Annotated in this window: 11 protein-coding genes; 9 read left to right on the top strand and 2 right to left on the bottom strand. The window is 66.1% G+C overall.

What is annotated here, in order from left to right:
* Nucleotides 1-26: 26 nt before the first annotated feature.
* The 3 genes from JAB8_RS15230 to JAB8_RS15220 are packed head-to-tail and all read left to right on the top strand — an operon-like array spanning nucleotide 27 to nucleotide 8,127.
* Entirely contained in the window at nucleotides 27-632 is a 606-nt protein-coding gene (locus JAB8_RS15230) for a chemotaxis protein CheW (RefSeq protein ID WP_306532634.1), read from the top strand.
* Nucleotides 632-2,869, top strand: coding sequence for a methyl-accepting chemotaxis protein (locus tag JAB8_RS15225; RefSeq protein WP_070290484.1), 2,238 nt, complete (start codon nucleotides 632-634; stop codon nucleotides 2,867-2,869). The genes JAB8_RS15230 and JAB8_RS15225 overlap by 1 nt, the downstream gene beginning before the upstream one ends.
* Before the next feature lie 41 nt (nucleotides 2,870-2,910).
* Nucleotides 2,911-8,127 (top strand): Hpt domain-containing protein, encoded by a 5,217-nt coding sequence (locus tag JAB8_RS15220; protein ID WP_070290482.1) that lies wholly within the window; start codon nucleotides 2,911-2,913, stop codon nucleotides 8,125-8,127.
* Nucleotides 8,128-8,250: 123 nt separating this feature from the next.
* Here the strand turns inward: JAB8_RS15220 and JAB8_RS15215 are convergent, their stop codons facing one another.
* Nucleotides 8,251-9,714: a deoxyribodipyrimidine photo-lyase gene (locus JAB8_RS15215; protein ID WP_070290480.1), complete on the bottom strand. Its 1,464-nt coding sequence runs from the start codon at nucleotides 9,712-9,714 to the stop codon at nucleotides 8,251-8,253.
* Nucleotides 9,715-10,100: 386 nt separating this feature from the next.
* On the opposite strand from JAB8_RS15215, the gene JAB8_RS15210 reads away from it, so the two are divergent.
* From JAB8_RS15210 to JAB8_RS15185, 6 genes are all read left to right on the top strand, one after another.
* Nucleotides 10,101-10,703 (top strand): YqgE/AlgH family protein, encoded by a 603-nt coding sequence (locus tag JAB8_RS15210; RefSeq protein WP_070222127.1) that lies wholly within the window; start codon nucleotides 10,101-10,103, stop codon nucleotides 10,701-10,703.
* Complete coding sequence (gene ruvX / locus JAB8_RS15205) at nucleotides 10,700-11,098, top strand: Holliday junction resolvase RuvX (protein WP_254679524.1); 399 nt, start codon at nucleotides 10,700-10,702, stop codon at nucleotides 11,096-11,098. Before JAB8_RS15210 ends, ruvX begins: the two co-directional genes overlap by 4 nt.
* Nucleotides 11,099-11,137: 39 nt before the next feature.
* Entirely contained in the window at nucleotides 11,138-11,662 is a 525-nt protein-coding gene (gene pyrR / locus JAB8_RS15200) for a bifunctional pyr operon transcriptional regulator/uracil phosphoribosyltransferase PyrR (protein WP_070222125.1), read from the top strand.
* The gene (locus JAB8_RS15195; protein ID WP_034746695.1) at nucleotides 11,655-12,620 is read left to right on the top strand and encodes an aspartate carbamoyltransferase catalytic subunit; all 966 of its coding nucleotides are present in this window, start codon (nucleotides 11,655-11,657) and stop codon (nucleotides 12,618-12,620) included. Before pyrR ends, JAB8_RS15195 begins: the two co-directional genes overlap by 8 nt.
* 24 nt (nucleotides 12,621-12,644) lie before the next feature.
* A complete protein-coding gene (locus JAB8_RS15190; RefSeq protein WP_070290478.1) occupies nucleotides 12,645-13,946 on the top strand; it encodes a dihydroorotase in 1,302 nt (433 codons plus the stop codon).
* Nucleotides 13,947-14,093: 147 nt separating this feature from the next.
* Nucleotides 14,094-14,840: a lysophospholipid acyltransferase family protein gene (locus JAB8_RS15185; protein ID WP_070290477.1), complete on the top strand. Its 747-nt coding sequence runs from the start codon at nucleotides 14,094-14,096 to the stop codon at nucleotides 14,838-14,840.
* Here the strand turns inward: JAB8_RS15185 and JAB8_RS15180 are convergent.
* Entirely contained in the window at nucleotides 14,837-15,601 is a 765-nt protein-coding gene (locus JAB8_RS15180) for an ABC transporter permease (RefSeq protein WP_070290475.1), read from the bottom strand. The two genes, JAB8_RS15185 and JAB8_RS15180, sit on opposite strands and share 4 nt — an antisense overlap.
* Nucleotide 15,602: the final 1 nt, after the last annotated feature.

Here is a 15,602-nt window from a genome sequence, read left to right as displayed (position 1 = left end):
GCATGCACACGATGCCAGGTCTCGGCGTGTCCACAACGGCCTTTCCGCCTGCCGCTGCCGCCGTGCCATCCTTCGAGGCGGGCGCGCGGCAGGGGCGCTTGCGCCAGTATCAGCTGCAATTGATCGAGCGGATACAGGCAGCGCGCAGCGGCGCGCTGGCAGCGCGCAAGGAACTGGGCGTGATGCTCGGTGGCCGGCACTGCCTGCTCGACCTGACGCAGCTTGGTGAGATCGTCATTGCCGCCGGCGTGCAGATCCAGAGCGTGCCGTTGGCGCAGGACTGGTACCTGGGCCTGGCGGCCATGCGCGGACGCCTGACGGGCGTCGTCGACCTGGCCCGCTATATGGGCGAACCGGCTTGCGCGCCCGGCAATCACTGCCGCATCATCACCTTTTCTCCGCGCCTGGGCCTCAATTGCGCACTGCTGGTCGAGCGCGTACTGGGCTTGCGCCAGCTGCGCACGATGCAGCCCGTCTCCTTGCCGGATGCACCTCCGTCGTGGGCGGCGCAGGCGCTGCGCGACAGCGAAGGGCAGCAGTGGCTGCGCCTGGACCTGGCGCAGCTGGCGCAGGCGGAACGCTTCCTCGATGCCGGCTTTGGCGGCCTCGCCGACTACAAGGATATTTGCTGATGGGCGCCCATTCCCCCATCCTGGCGGCCGCCATGCCCGAAGCGGAGCACGCGCCCGGCGAGCCGGGATCGGCGGGCGACCTGCCGCTGCGCCTGCGCGACGCGCTGGGACGGCGCAAGTCGCTGGCCAGCGCGCCGGTGCGCGACTTGAAACTGCCGCTGATCGGCCATTTCCCGCTGCAAAAGCAGCTGAGCATCCTGTCGACGGTGATGGCCCTGAGCCTGGCCGCCAGCCTGCTGTTCGTGGGACTGAACACGCGCAGCGGCAATATCGCCTCGGCGCAGACGCAGCTGGCCAGCGATGCGCTGATGCATTCGCAGCGCATCGGCAAGGCCGCGCCGAACGCCGTGCAAGGCAATCCGGAAGCGTTCCGCCAGCTCGAGGAAAGCCGCAATGAACTGAACCAGGATTTCCGCCTGATGCTGCGCGGCGGGACGTATCACGGCCGCGATATCGGCGAGTCGCGTTCCGCCCTGCTGGCGGCCGTGGCCGACGCGCGCAAGAAGTGGGCCAGCAGCGACCGCGCGGCCAGCACCATCCTGCGCCTGAAACCTGAGCTGGGCGAATTCGACAAGACCTTGCAGCAATTGAACGCACTGTCGCCGGCGTTGCTGGCGCAGACCGAGGAAGTCGCGGCCCTGAAGGTGCAGCGCGGCGGCAATGCGCGCGACTTGGCCGTCATCGGCCGCCTGATGATGCTGAGCCAGCGCATGAGCCGCAGCGCCAGCGAGTTCCTGTCGTCGGGCAGCATCAGCTCGGAAACGGCGTTTTCGCTGGGGCGCGACACGACGTATTTCCGCACCGCCGTCGAAGGCCTGTTGAATGGCAGCGTGCCGCTGCAACTGGCGCCCACGCGCGACGCCGAACTGCGCGACCGGCTGGTGGCGCTGAAAGCCAGTTTCGACACTTACCAGAAGCTGGTGTCGTCGATACTCGACCGGCTCGATAAATTCAGTTCGGCGAAAAGCGCCGAACAGCTGATCTTCAACGAGAACGAAGACCTGCGCCAGCGTTTGACCCTGCTGCAGCAAATGTACCACGTGAACCAGGAAACCCTGGGCATGGCCTTCTGGATGATGGTCGGCGGCGTGTTGCTGACCCTGATCGCGGCGGCCGGCATCGGCAGAGTGCTGCTGCAGGACTCCGTCAACCGCACGCGCGACGCCGAGCGGCGGCGCCAGGAGGCGGAAATCCTGCGGCTCCAGTCGCAGGGAAAAGAGGAAGCGGCGAAGGCCCGGAATGACCAGAACCAGGCGGCCATCCTGCGCCTGATGAACGAATTGCAGAAGGTAGCCGATGGTGATCTGACGGTGCAGGCCACCGTGTCGGAAGACATCACGGGCGCCATCGCCGATTCCGTCAACTACACGGTCGAGGAATTGCGCGGTCTGGTGGGACGGGTGACGGCGACGGCCGAACAGGTCAACCGCGCCTCGACGCAGGCGCAAAGCATCTCCAGCAAGCTGCTGATCGCGTCGCAGCAGCAGTCGCGCGAAATCCAGGGCGTCAGCGCCACCGTGGTCAAGATGGCCAATGCGATTACCGACGTGTCGAAGTCGGCCAGCGTCTCGGCCGACGTGGCGCGCCAGTCGGTGGCGGCGGCGCAGCAGGGTTCGACGGCGGTGGAAAACGCCATCAAGGGCATGCATGAAATCCGCGAGCAGATCCAGGATACGTCCAAGCGCATCAAGCGCCTGGGCGAATCGTCGCAGGAAATCGGCGAAATCACCGAGCTCATTTCCGACATCACCGAGCAGACCAATGTGCTGGCGCTGAACGCCGCCATCCAGGCCGCATCGGCCGGCGAGGCGGGGCGCGGCTTTTCCGTCGTCGCCGAGGAAGTGCAGCGCCTGGCCGAACGCTCGGCTGCGGCCGCCAAGCAGATCGGCGCGCTGGTGCGCACCATCCAGGCCGATACCCAGGATGCGACGCGGGCGATGGAAACGTCCACGCAGGGCGTGGTCGAGGGCGCGCGCCTGTCCGACGCGGCCGGCGCGGCCTTGAACGACATCAGCCAGGTGTCGAAACACCTGGCCGAACTGATACAGGGCATCTCGTTCGCCACTGGTACGCAGGCCGGTTCGGCCAGCGGCGTGGCCTTGAATATCCAGCATATCCTGAGCGTGACGGAGCAGACGCAGGACGGCACGCAGCAAACGGCGCAATCGATCCATAAACTGTCGATGCTGGCGCAGGAACTGAAAAACTCGGTGTCGCGCTTCCGCGTCGCCGCCTGAACGTCGCGCCAAGCCAGGGCGATTTCTTTACCGAGGCATGCATGAGCACACCAGATAGTCCACAGCAGTCCAAGCCGTTCGACAGCGAACCTTTGTCCTGGGTGATGGTGGAAATCCGCGAAGCGCTGGGCCGCTCGAAAACGGCCCTGTTCGAGGCGGGCGGCCGCGAGCGTGAGGAACGCGCCACGGCCCTGCAGCATGCGCGCTCGCACCTGCACCAGGCGCATGGCGCGCTGGTGATGGTGGACGTGGCCGGCGCCAGCCTGCTGACGGACGGCGCGGAACAGGCGCTGGCGCGCTTTCGCGACGGCAGCCTCGAATACACGCTGGACCATGCGCAGATCATCGCCGCACTGTATCAGGCCCTGACCGAATATCTGGAAGACCTGGTGGCCGGCGCGCCGCCGCAGCCGGCGCGTTTGTTCCCCTACTACCGAGACCTGCAAACCCTGCTGGGCACCGAGCGCATCCACCCGGCCGACCTGTTTTTTCCGCCGTCCGCCATGCTGGAAGGGCAGGCCATCGCGCTGGCCGACACGCCGCTCGTGGCGGACTATCCTGCCTGGCGCGGGCGCTTTGAAAAGTCCCTGCTGCCCTTCCTGAAGGCGCAGGATGATGGGGCGCGGCGCCAGCACGCGGGCGAGCTGCACGCCACCTTGACCCTGGTGGCCGACGCGCAGCAGGAAGCGCCGGCGCGCACCTTCTGGTTCGCCATGCAGGCGTTCGCGGGGCTGGCGGCCAGCGGCGAGGGCATGGGCACGCTCAACGTCAAGCAGCTGTTCGGCCTGATCAACCTGCAGTTGCGCCGTCTGGCGCAGGGCACGGCCAGCCTGCCCGAAGCGATGCTGCGCGACGCCCTGTTCTTCATCGCCGCGGCGCCCGAGCCGACGCCGGAGGCACGCCAGCTGCGCGCCGCTTTCGCCCTGGACGGCATGCTGCCCGCCGACGTGGAAACGCGGCGCTACGGCCAGGTCGACCAGGATGCCTTGCAAGGCGCGCGTACGTCACTGGCGCAGGCGCGCGCCAGCTGGAGCCGCCTGGCGCAAGCCGACCTCGATCCTGCCTTGGGCCCGGATTTTGAAGCGTCGCTGCAACAGGTGGCGGCACATGTGGAGACCTTGAAGCAGCCCGCCCTGGCCAGCCTGCTGCGCGAATGCGCGGCCGTGGCGCGGCAAGCCGTGGCCAGCGGGCGCAGCGCGGCCCTGGAGAATGAAATCGGCATGGCGCTGCTGTTTGCCGACACGGGACTGGAGCAGCTGCGCCGCCTGCCCGACGATTTCGCCGGCAATGCGGAAACCATCGCCGCGCGCCTGCAGGCGCTGCTGGCTGGCGAAGCGCCGCCGCCCGTCACGGCGGGCGAGCTGTCGCGCCAGATCGAGCAGGGCCAGACCGTGGCCGCGCTGGCCGAAGACATGAAGACGGGGCTGCGCCAGGTGGAAAAGGTGCTCAACGCCTACTACGCGGATGCAGCGGGTGCGGGGACGGCGGGGCCACTCGATGGCGTCGCGCCCGTGCTGGAGCAGTTGCAGCGGCAGCTGGCCGGGCTGGGACAGGACGACGCGCGCGTCGCCGTGCTGCAGGTCGATGCGGCCGTGCGGCAGCTGGCCGGTGGCGACGCCAAGGCTGCGACCAGGGCGGACGCGCACGCCGAGGCGCTCGACGAGATCGCGCAAAATGTCAGCGCGCTGGGTTTTTTTGTTGATATGCTGGGCCGCAACGCGCAGGCGGCCAGCGGGCGTTTCCATTTCGATGCCGCCGCCGGCACCTTCCGCGCGCTGCCATTTGAAAAAGTCGCCGCCGCCGGCGCCGTACCCGTGCCCTTGCTCGACCAGGCGCTGGCGCCCGCCGCGCCCGCGGGCATGCATGCCGCACCGGCCGTGACCGATGTCGACACGGAGATGCTCGACATTTTCATCGCCGAAGCGCGCGAAGTGCTGGCCTTCATCGACACCACCCTGGCCTTGCCGCGCGAGCTGGCCGCCAGCGGCGACCACCTGGCCATGCTGCGCCGCTCGTTCCATACCCTGAAAGGCAGCAGCCGCATGATCGGCCTGGCGCAGTTTGCCGAAGCGGCGGGCGCCATCGAGCGCGTCATGAATACCTGGCTGGCCGAAGCGCGTCCTGCCAGCGACGACTTGTTTACCTTGCTCAATTACGGCTGGTACCAGCTCAGCGAATGGGTGGCCGAACTGGAAGGCGGCGCGGGGCGCGAGCGCGAGGCCGGCATGCTGCTGGCGGCGGCCGAGCGCGTGCGCGAAGGGGGACCGTTCGAACTGCGCAAGCCGCGCCCGGCCGCGCCGTTGGCCGGCAATGGCAATGTGATCGGACTTCCTTTGGCCACGGCGCCCGCGCTCCACGAAGCGCCGGACGATCACCTCAAGCACGTGGGCGAACTGCGCATCAGCCTGCCTTTGTACAACATCTACCTGGCCGAGACGGATGAATTGCTGCGCGTGCTCACGCGCGATTTCGGCGAGTGGCGCCATGAACCGCGCGCCGTCAGCGCGGAGGCGCTGCAAGCCGTGCATACGCTGGCGGGGACGTCCGGCACGGTGGGCTTCCAGTCCCTGCGCGACCTGGCGCACGCGCTGGAAACGGTGATCGAAACGGTGGTGCCGCCACTGGCCGGCCTGCGCGCCGAACAGCACGACGTGCTGGAGCAGGCCACGCATCGCATCGGGCAAATGCTGCAGGCGTTCGCGCTGGGCGACCTGGCGCCAACGCAGCCGGACATGATCGAAGCGCTCAACACTCTGTGGCGCGCCTTGACGGCGGCGCCTGGCGAAAGCAAGGAAGACCGCCTTGACGCCCTGTTTGCGGACGCTTACGCCAGCATCGTCGGTACGCCGGCGCAGCCTGCCGAGCCGCTGGCCGAAGTGCGGGCGCCGGCGCAGGCGCAGGCGCCGACGCAGGAGAGCGGCGCCAGCGACGACCTGTTCGATGCCGGTTTCGAACACGCACCGCCATTGGAACATGCGGCGCCGGAAGCGCCGGCACCGGCCATCATGCCGGCCGATGCGGCCGCGCTGCTGGCGGCGAGCGCCGGCATCAGCGATGAACTCGACCTCGATTTATTGTCCGTCTTCCTGGAAGAGGGCGCCGACCTGCTGCCGCAGATCGGCGAGGCGCTGCGCAGCTGGCAGCAGCAGCCGCACGACAGCGGCCAGGCGCAGATGCTGCTGCGCACCCTGCACACCGTCAAGGGCAGCGCGCGCATGGCCGGCGCCATGCGCCTGGGCCAGCATGCGCATGAAATCGAGACGCATATCGAAAACATGCTGCACGCGGGCACCGCCACGCCGCAAGCTTTCGACGAATTGCTGGCCCATTACGACCATGCGCTGCACCTGTTCGAGCAGCTGCAGCAACCGCTGCTGCCCTTGCCGGGCATGGAAGACACCCCGGTGGCCGAACCGAAGGCGGCGCTGGTGCGCGTGCGCGCCGATATCCTCGACCGCCTGGTGAACCAGGCCGGCGAAGTGTCGATCACGCGCTCGAAGATGGAAAATGAAGTGGGCGTGCTGGGCGCTTCGCTGTCCGAGTTTTCCGATAACCTGGCGCGCCTGCGGCGCCAGTTGCGCGAAGTGGAAATGCAGGCCGAATCGCAGATCGCTTCGCGCATGGCCGTCGGCAGTGAGCGCGAATTCGACCCGCTCGAATTCGACCGCTTTACGCGCCTGCAGGAACTCACGCGCATGATGGCCGAAAGCGTCAACGACGTGGCCTCGTTTCATGAAAACCTCAGCCACAGCGTCGATGCGGTGACGGACGACCTGGTGCTGCAGGCGCGGCTGACGCGCGAGCTGCAGCGCGACCTGATGCAGATCCGCATGGTGCCGTTTGCCAGCATCGCCGAACGCCTGTTCCGCGTGGCGCGGCAAAGCGCCAAGGAAGTCGACAAGCGCGTCAACCTCGACATCCGCGGCGGCGGCGTGGAAATCGACCGCAGCGTGCTCGAACGCATGGCCGCGCCCTTCGAACACCTGCTGCGCAACGCCATCGTGCACGGCGTCGAGCCGCGCGATGCGCGCCTGGCCGCCGGCAAGAGCGAGACGGGCGAGCTGCTGGTGCAGGTCAGCCAGCAGGGCAATGAAGTGGCGATCGCTTTTTCCGACGACGGCGCGGGGCTGGACCTGGAACGCATCCGCGCCAAGGCGCACGGCGCCGGCCTGGTGCCGACGGATGCGCCTTTGAGCGACGCGCAGGCGGCCGAGCTGATTTTCACGCCCGGATTTTCCACCGCCGACAGCCTGACGGAACTGGCAGGACGCGGTTTTGGCATGGACATCGTGCGCTCCGAAGCGCTGGCCCTGGGCGGGCGCGTGGAAACGCAGACGCAGGCGGGCCTGGGCATGCGCTTCACCATCCACCTGCCGCTGACCCTGGCCGTCACCCAGGTGGTGCTGCTGGCGGCGAACGGCAAGACGTATGCCTTGCCGTCGGTGCTGGTCGAGCAGGTGCTGCACCTGAAAGGCGAACAGCTGGAGCAGGTGCGAGCGGCCGGGCGCATCGAGTCGCACGGGCAGTCGCTGGCGCTGCATCACCTGTCGGCCATGCTGGGCGAGACGCCGGCGGAGCAGGCCACGCAGCGCCATGCGCCGGTGCTGTTGCTCCGGAATGGCAATGACAGGCTGGCCTTGCAGGTCGATGACGTGGTGGGCAACCGCGAGGTCGTGGTCAAGCACGTGGGTCCGCAACTGGCGCGCATGCCGGGCATCGCCGGCGCCACGGTGCTGGGCACGGGCGACATCGTGCTGATCCTCAACCCGGTGGCGCTGGCGCAGCACCTCGAGCACCATCCGGAACTGCTGTCGCAATATGCGCTGGCCAGCCGCGAGCAGCACGCCGCTTCCAGCGTGCTGGCCGTGCCAGCCGTGCGCGTGATGGTGGTCGACGATTCACTGACGGTGCGCCGCGTGATGCAGCGCCTGTTCGAGCGCGAAGGCTACCAGGTGCTGCTGGCCAAGGATGGCCTCGATGCGCTGGAGCAGCTGCATGCGCTGGAACCGGCCGCCATGCCGGCGCTGCTGCTGGTCGACGTGGAAATGCCGCGCATGGACGGTTTTGATTTGACGCGCAATGTGCGCAGCGACGACAAGACGCGCGCCATCCCCGTCATCATGATCACCTCGCGCAGCGCCGACAAGCACCGCGCGCATGCATTCGAACTGGGCGTGAATGCGTATTTCGGCAAGCCGTTCCAGGAAGAGGAATTGCTGGCCGAGGTGGGACGCTTGCTGGCCGACGGCGTGGTGTAACACGACGCCGTCACAAGCGCCAACGATGTTGTCGGATTACGCGGGGCCTTGCCCCGCCAATCCGACCTGCGCTCTTTACGACAGCGTAACCCGACATCACCGTAATGCCAATCAATTACCTGCTTACCCCACCACCTTCACCACGGCATAGCGCTCCAGGGTCTCCTTGCGCGCCTCGTCGTGCTGCACGATGGGTTCCGGATAGTCGCGTCCCAGCACGATGTTTTTTTGCTCGAGCAGCATGCGCGGCACCAGCCAGGGCGCGTGGATTTCCTTGTCGCCCAGCGCCTTCAGCTGCGGCAGGTAGCGGCGGATGAAGCGTCCGCCGGCGTCGAATTTTTCCGACTGCGTGATGGGATTGAAGATGCGGAAGTAGGGCTGCGCATCGCAGCCGGACGACGACGCCCATTGCCAGCCGCCGTTGTTCGAGGCCAGGTCGAAGTCGTTCAGATGCAGCGCGAAATACGCTTCGCCGCGGCGCCAGTCGATGCCCAGATCCTTGATCAGAAAGCAGGCCGTGACCATGCGCAGGCGGTTGTGCATATAGCCCGTCTGGTTCAGCTGCGCCATGGCCGCGTCGACCAGCGGATAGCCGGTGCGCCCCTCGCACCAGGCGGCAAAGGCGGCATCGGCCTCGGCTCCCGTTTCCCAGGCGATGGCGTCGTAGGCCGGTTTGAAGGCGCCGCCTTCCACGTGCGGGTTCTGGTACAAAATCATGGCGTAGAAATCACGCCAGATCAGTTCGGCCAGCCACACGGGCGCCCCATCGCCGCCGCCGCCCCGGTCCATCAGATCGACCACGGTGCGCACCAGATAGCGCAGCGACACGGTGCCGAAGCGCAAATGCATGGACAGGTAGGACGGTCCCTTCAGGGCGGGAAAATCGCGCGCCACGTCATAGCGGGCCACGCGCGGCAAAAAATCCTCGAACAGCGCGCTGGCGCCCGACATGCCGGTGGGGATGGCCAGTTCGGCCAGGTTGCTGGCCTCGAACCCCAGTTCGCCCAAGCTGGGCAGGGGCGACGGCGTGCCGGCGCGGGGCGGCGCCAGGCTGGCCGCATGCGGTTCGATAGCGAACGGCGCCAGGCAGGCGGGTTCGGCGCGCATTTTCTTCAGCCAGGCATTTTTATACGGCGTATAGACGGTGTAGGGTTTGGCCGAGAGCGTCAATACCTCGTCCTTTTCAAAGATGACCTGGTCCTTGAAGCTGAACCACAGGCGCGCGTTGTGCGTGAGCGCGGCGGCCACCGTGGCGTCGCGGGCGATCGCCTGCGGTTCGTAGTCGTGGTTGGCAAAGACGGCGTCGGCGTTCAATTCGGCGGCCAGGCGCGGAATCGCCTCGGCCGCGTCCGCGTGCAGCACGATCAGGTCGCCGCCCAGCTGGCGCAGCTCGGCGGCCAGCTCGGCCACGCTGGCATGGATGAAGTCGATCCGCCGGTCGCGGCGCGGCAGGGCTGCCAGGATGGCGGTGTCGTATACGAAGACGCAATGCACGGCCTGGCTTTGACGCAGGGCGTGATGCAGTGCAGCATGGTCAAACGCGCGCAGATCGCGGCGGAACCACACCAGGGAAGTCTTAATTGTCATTATTTCGCGTGTTCAAGGTCAAAGATAGGCGATTTTTTGCCGTCAACAGGGCTTTATGGCCGCTCGCGTCGCGCCTTTGGCGTCGCTGCGGCGGCAATTCAGTGTAAACTAGCGGGTATGTTCGCGGTACTTTATGTGCGACAGCGATTTTGCAATCAATTTTACAATTGGCATTGAAATGCGCCTGCAGGCATAGCGAATTGATCATTAATTTATAACATAACAAGAATAACGCCTGGCACCACGGTGCGCGCCGCCCAAGATATGCGGCCGCTTGCGCCGGGCGTACGATAGCGGGGTAAGCGAGACTTGCCAGCAAGCCCACAGAGAGAGCATCGCGTATGAAAAAGAGTAAAATCGACCAGACTCTACCAGGACATCGTCTGATGCAGGGTGTGGGAGAGCCGGCCGCGACCGGATCCTCCACCCTGAATCTGGCGAACCATTTCCTGATTGCGATGCCGGCCATGCAAGATCCGATCTTCGGCGGCACGGTCGTGTACGTGTGTGAGCACAATGAAAACGGCGTGCTGGGCGTCGTCATCAACAAACCCACCGACATGACCATGGAAGTGCTGTTCGACCGCATCGACCTGAAACTCGAGGCTGGCAGCGACACGCCCATCATCAACGAGCCGATCATGTTCGGCGGCCCCGTGCAGGATGACCGCGGCTTCGTGCTGCACACGCCGGGCGCGCGTTATTCCTCGTCGCTGACGGTGACCGATGAAGTGGCGTTTACCACCTCGATCGACGTGCTCGAAGCCGTCGCCAAGGGCGATGGCCCCGAGCGCATGCTCGTCTCGATCGGCTACTCGGGCTGGAGCCCGGGCCAGCTGGAAGACGAGATCGGCCGCAACGGCTGGCTGACGGTAGGCGCCTCGGCCGATATCCTGTTCGATTTCCCCATCGAACAGCGCTACGTGGCGGCCATCAAGTTGCTCGGTATCGATCCCCTCATGCTGGCGAGCGAGGCTGGCCACGCATGAGCGGTGACGCCATCGACACCATCCTTGCCTTCGATTTTGGCTTGAAACGCATCGGCGTGGCCATCGGCAATACCATGATTTGCCAGGCCAAGCCGCTCAGCGTGATCACGGCCACGGCGAACGAGCCGAAGTTTGCCGCCATCGATAACCTGATCAGGGAGTGGGGCGCCAGCCGCATCGTGGTGGGCTTGCCCAGCCACCCCGATGGCACGGAACACGAGATGAGCGCGCGCTGCCGCCGTTTCGCCAACCAGGTGCATGGCCGCTTCAACCTGCCCGTGGAACTGGTCGACGAGCGCTATTCCTCGGCCGTCATCGCCGCCAAGCGCGGCGAAGTCATCGACGACCGCGCCGCCGCCATCATCCTGCAACAGTATTTCGACGCGAATTATTAATCTGACCCTAGACTCCCTCCCTGAATGATTAAGAACTCTATGCCGCATCCTGCGAATCCTTCCCAACTCGACGCCGAGGCCCTGTATGCAGATTTGCTGCAGCAGGTGCGGAGCGGCCTGGCGGGCATCCCCAACGTGGCCATCGTCGGCATCCATTCGGGCGGCGCCTGGCTGGCTGAACGCCTGGCGCGCGATCTGAATCTGCTCGACCGCCTGGGCGTGCTCGACGTGTCCTTCTACCGCGACGACTTTGCCCAGAAGGGCTTGCATGCGGACGTCAAGCCGACGCAAATCAGCTTCGACGTGGCCGGCGCCACCATCCTGCTGGTCGACGACGTGCTGTACACGGGCCGCACCACGCGCGCGGCCATCAACGAATTGTTCGACTATGGCCGCCCGGCCAAGATCATGCTGGCGGCCCTGGTCGACCGCGGCGAACGCCAGCTGCCGGTGGCCGCCGATTTCGTGGCCGCCTTCACTGCCGTGCCGCCGGGCCAGGCCCTGGTCCTGAAGCAAGCCGACGATGGAAAATTCACGCTCACCATAGATAACAACCATGCTTAATCCGCAACTGAATAAACACGGCGAACTGCAACATCTGCTGACGATCGAAGGCTTGCCGAAGTCTATCGTCAACCATATCCTCGACACGGCTTCCTCGTTCGTCGGCATTTCCGACCGCGACGTGAAAAAGGTGCCGCTGATGCGTGGCAAGAGCGTTTTCAACCTGTTCTTTGAAAACTCCACGCGCACCCGCACCACCTTCGAAATCGCCTCGAAGCGCCTGTCGGCCGACGTCATCAACCTGAACATCCAGGCCTCGTCGGCCAGCAAGGGCGAATCGCTGCTCGACACCATCGACAACCTGTCGGCCATGCATGCCGACATGTTCGTCGTGCGCCACGCGCAGTCGGGTGCGCCCTACCTGATCGCCAAGCACCTGATCGACACCAAGCAGCCGCACGTCCACGTGGTCAACGCGGGCGACGGTCGCCACGCGCACCCGACCCAGGGCTTGCTCGACATGTACACGATCCGCCACTACAAGAAGGATTTCACCAACCTGACGGTGGCCATCGTGGGCGACATTTTGCACAGCCGCGTGGCCCGTTCCGACATCCACGCGCTGACCACGCTGGGCGTGCCCGAAGTGCGCGCCATCGGCCCGCACACCCTGCTGCCGGGCGGCCTGGAACAGATGGGCGTGCGCACCTTCACCAATATGGATGAAGGCCTCAAGGGCGTGGACGTGATCATCATGCTGCGCCTGCAGAATGAACGCATGAGCGGCGCGCTGCTGCCGTCGGCGCAGGAATACTTCAAGAGCTATGGCCTCACGCCCGAGCGCCTGGCACTGGCGAAACCGGATGCCATCGTCATGCATCCGGGCCCGATGAACCGCGGCGTGGAAATCGATTCGGCCGTGGCCGACGGTCCGCAGGCGGTGATCCTGCCGCAGGTGACCTTCGGTATCGCCGTGCGCATGGCGGTAATGAGTATTTTGGCTGGTAATCAGGGCTGATAGCCCAAGGACGAGTAAGCGAGCATGACGACACTACATATCAAGAACGGCCACCTGATCGACCCTGCCAACGGCATCGATGGCTTGCAAGACCTGTTTATCGCCGACGGCAAGGTGCTGGCCGTGGGCAGCGCCCCGGCCGGCTTCAAGGCCGACACCACGTTTGACGCGGCCGGCCTGGTGGTTTCCCCCGGCCTGGTCGACCTGTCCGCGCGCCTGCGCGAGCCGGGCTACGAATACAAGGCGACCCTGGAATCGGAACTGCAGGCGGCGCTGCAAGGCGGCGTCACGAGCCTGGTCTGCCCGCCCGACACCGATCCCGTGCTCGATGAGCCGGGCCTGGTGGAGATGCTGAAATACCGCGCCAAGACGCAGAACAAGGCCCACGTGCACCCGCTGGGCGCGCTGACCATGGGCTTGAAGGGCAAGTCGCTGACGGAAATGGCGGAACTGACGGAAGCGGGCTGCATCGGCTTCGCGCAGGCGGAAGAGCCGATCGAGGACACCACCGTGTTGCTGCGCGCCATGCAATACGCGAACACCTTCGGCTACACGGTCTGGCTGCGCCCGCAAGACCCGCACATCGGCCGTGGCGGCATCGCCCACAGCGGCCCGCTGGCGTCGCGCCTGGGCTTGTCCGGCGTGCCCGTGATGTCCGAAACCATCGCCCTGCACACGATTTTCGAATTGATGCGCGCCAGCCGCGCGCGCGTGCACCTGTGCCGCATCTCGTCGGCGGCGGGCCTGGAACTGATCCGCGCCGCCAAGGCCGAAGGCTTGCCCGTCACCTGCGACGTGGGCGTGCACCATGTGCACCTGACGGACGCCGACATCGGTTTCTTCGATCCGAACGCGCGCGTCACGCCGCCGTTCCGCAGCCAGCGCGACCGCGATGCGATCCGCGCCGGCCTGCTCGACGGCACGGTCGACGCCATGTGCTCGGACCACACGCCCGTCGACGACGATGAAAAACTGCTGCCGTTCGGCGAAGCGTCGCCCGGCGCCACGGGCCTGGAACTGCTGCTGTCGCTGGCCCTGAAATGGGCCGACGACTACGCCTTGAACCAGCCGCAAACGGGCGAGCGTCCGCTGGCGCGCGCCGTGGCCAAGGTCACGTCCGATGCGGCGCGTGTCGCCGGCATCCCGGCCGGCAGCCTGGCCGTGGGCGAAGCGGCCGACATCTGCGTCTTCGATCCCGCCGCGCGCTGGACCGTGTCGTCGGCGTCGCTGGCCAGCCAGGGCAAGCACACGCCTTTCCTCGGCTATGAGCTGAGCGGCATCGTCAAGGCGACCATCGTTGCCGGACAGGTGGCGTTTCAGCGCTAATTTTTTGTATCGGAGCCGTAGGTCGGATTAGCGGTACGCGTAATCCGACAAGTCCATGGCGGCTCCTGTCGGCTTACGCAGCGCCTCGCGGGCGCTGCCAAGTCGACCTACGCAGCTGCATGGCTTTGCTTCCAACCTTGGTGTCATTTGAAACTTCTGCTTACCTACCGCCTCGCGCGCATCGCCATTCACCTGAGCTGCGGCATGGCCAAGAGCGCCGTGCTCTTTCCCTGGCTGGACCTGGAAGGGCGCAACCGGCGCATCCGCCGCTGGTCGACGCAGCTGCTCGACATCTGCGGCGTGCACGTGGCGCAGCCGGCGGACAGCGTGCCGGCACTCGACCATGCGATGATGGTGGCGAACCACGTCTCGTGGCTCGACATCTTCGTCATCAATGCCGTCCACCCTTGCCGTTTCGTCGCCAAGGCGGAAATCCGCGCCTGGCCTATCCTCGGCTGGCTGGCGGGGCGCGCCGGCACCATCTTCATTTCGCGCGGCAGCAAGCGCGACCTGCGCCTGATCTTCCAGGGCCTGGTGGACAAATTGACGGCGGGCGAACGCATTGCGTTTTTCCCCGAAGGCACGACCGCCGCGCAAGGGCAGATCCTGCCGTTTCACGCCAACCTGTTCGAGGCGGCCATCGACGCGCAAGTGCCGGTGCAGCCGTTCGCGCTCGTGTACGTGGATGACAAGGGGGCCTTGCATCACGCCGTCGACTTCATCGGCGACATGAGCTTTGCGCAAAGCATGGTGGCGATCCTGAGCGGCCCGCCGATCACGGCGCGCCTGACCTGTCTGGCGCCAGTGGCGACGGCCGACGCGCACCGGCGTGAGCTGGCGGCGGCAACGCAGGCGGCCGTGGCCGCTGCGCTGCCGCTGGAAAAGGCGGCCTAGTTTTTGACGTGCAGCCAGCGCGCATGCGCGGCGCGGGCCAGGTAGTCGAGGATGAAGCCTAACATCCCGATCAGCACGATGGCGGCCATCAGCTCCGAATACGCGAGGCGGTCGCGCGTGTCGAGGATGAAGTAGCCGAGGCCGGCCGATACGCCCAGCATTTCCGCCGGCACCAGCACGATCCAGATGATGCCGATGGCCAGCCGCACGCCCGTCAGGATATCGGCCGTGATGCCCGGCAAAATCACCTTGAAGACGATCTCGCTGCGCGTGGCCGACAGGCTGCGCGCCAGCAGCAGCCAGTTCGGGTCGAGCCGCGCCACGCCGGCCGCCGTATTGAGCAAAATCGGCCAGACGGCCGCGAACGCCAGCAGGAAGTATACGGGCGCGTCGCCGACGCCGAGCACCATCACGGCGATCGGCATCCATGACAGCGGCGAAATCATGCGCAGCAGCTGGAACAGCGGCATGGCCGCGCCGGAAAAGCTCTTCGACATGGCCACCAGCACGCCGAGCGGCACGCCGATGATGATGGCCAGCCCCAGGCCCACGGCCACCCTTTGCAGACTCAATACCACGTGCAGCCAGATATCCGAACCACCGAGCATTTCCCTGAACGCCAGCGCTGTGGGCAAGGGCGCGAAGGCGGTGGCGATCGGCGTGGATTTCTCCAGCGCCGTCACGCCCACGGACCACAACAGCAAGGCACAGGCCAGCCCCACCAGGGGCAGGCCGAACTTCGTGAACAACTTGCTTGCCATC

Origin of the sequence: Janthinobacterium sp. HH106 (genome assembly GCF_001758725.1) — a bacterium.
Classification (GTDB): Bacteria; Pseudomonadota; Gammaproteobacteria; order Burkholderiales; family Burkholderiaceae_D; genus Janthinobacterium.
This window is presented reverse-complemented; position numbering and strand designations above follow the sequence as displayed.

Excerpts from the sequence above, each read along its gene's own strand:
- JAB8_RS15210 (WP_070222127.1), top strand. The coding sequence starts at position 10,101 with ATGCAGGGTGTGGGAGAGCCGGCCGCGACCGGATCCTCCACCCTGAAT.
- JAB8_RS15180 (WP_070290475.1), bottom strand. The coding sequence starts at position 15,601 with ATGGCAAGCAAGTTGTTCACGAAGTTCGGCCTGCCCCTGGTGGGGCTG.
- JAB8_RS15220 (WP_070290482.1), top strand. The coding sequence starts at position 2,911 with ATGAGCACACCAGATAGTCCACAGCAGTCCAAGCCGTTCGACAGCGAA.
- JAB8_RS15190 (WP_070290478.1), top strand. The coding sequence starts at position 12,645 with ATGACGACACTACATATCAAGAACGGCCACCTGATCGACCCTGCCAAC.
- JAB8_RS15195 (WP_034746695.1), top strand. The coding sequence starts at position 11,655 with ATGCTTAATCCGCAACTGAATAAACACGGCGAACTGCAACATCTGCTG.
- JAB8_RS15215 (WP_070290480.1), bottom strand. The coding sequence starts at position 9,714 with ATGACAATTAAGACTTCCCTGGTGTGGTTCCGCCGCGATCTGCGCGCG.
- JAB8_RS15225 (WP_070290484.1), top strand. The coding sequence starts at position 632 with ATGGGCGCCCATTCCCCCATCCTGGCGGCCGCCATGCCCGAAGCGGAG.
- pyrR (WP_070222125.1), top strand. The coding sequence starts at position 11,138 with ATGCCGCATCCTGCGAATCCTTCCCAACTCGACGCCGAGGCCCTGTAT.
- ruvX (WP_254679524.1), top strand. The coding sequence starts at position 10,700 with ATGAGCGGTGACGCCATCGACACCATCCTTGCCTTCGATTTTGGCTTG.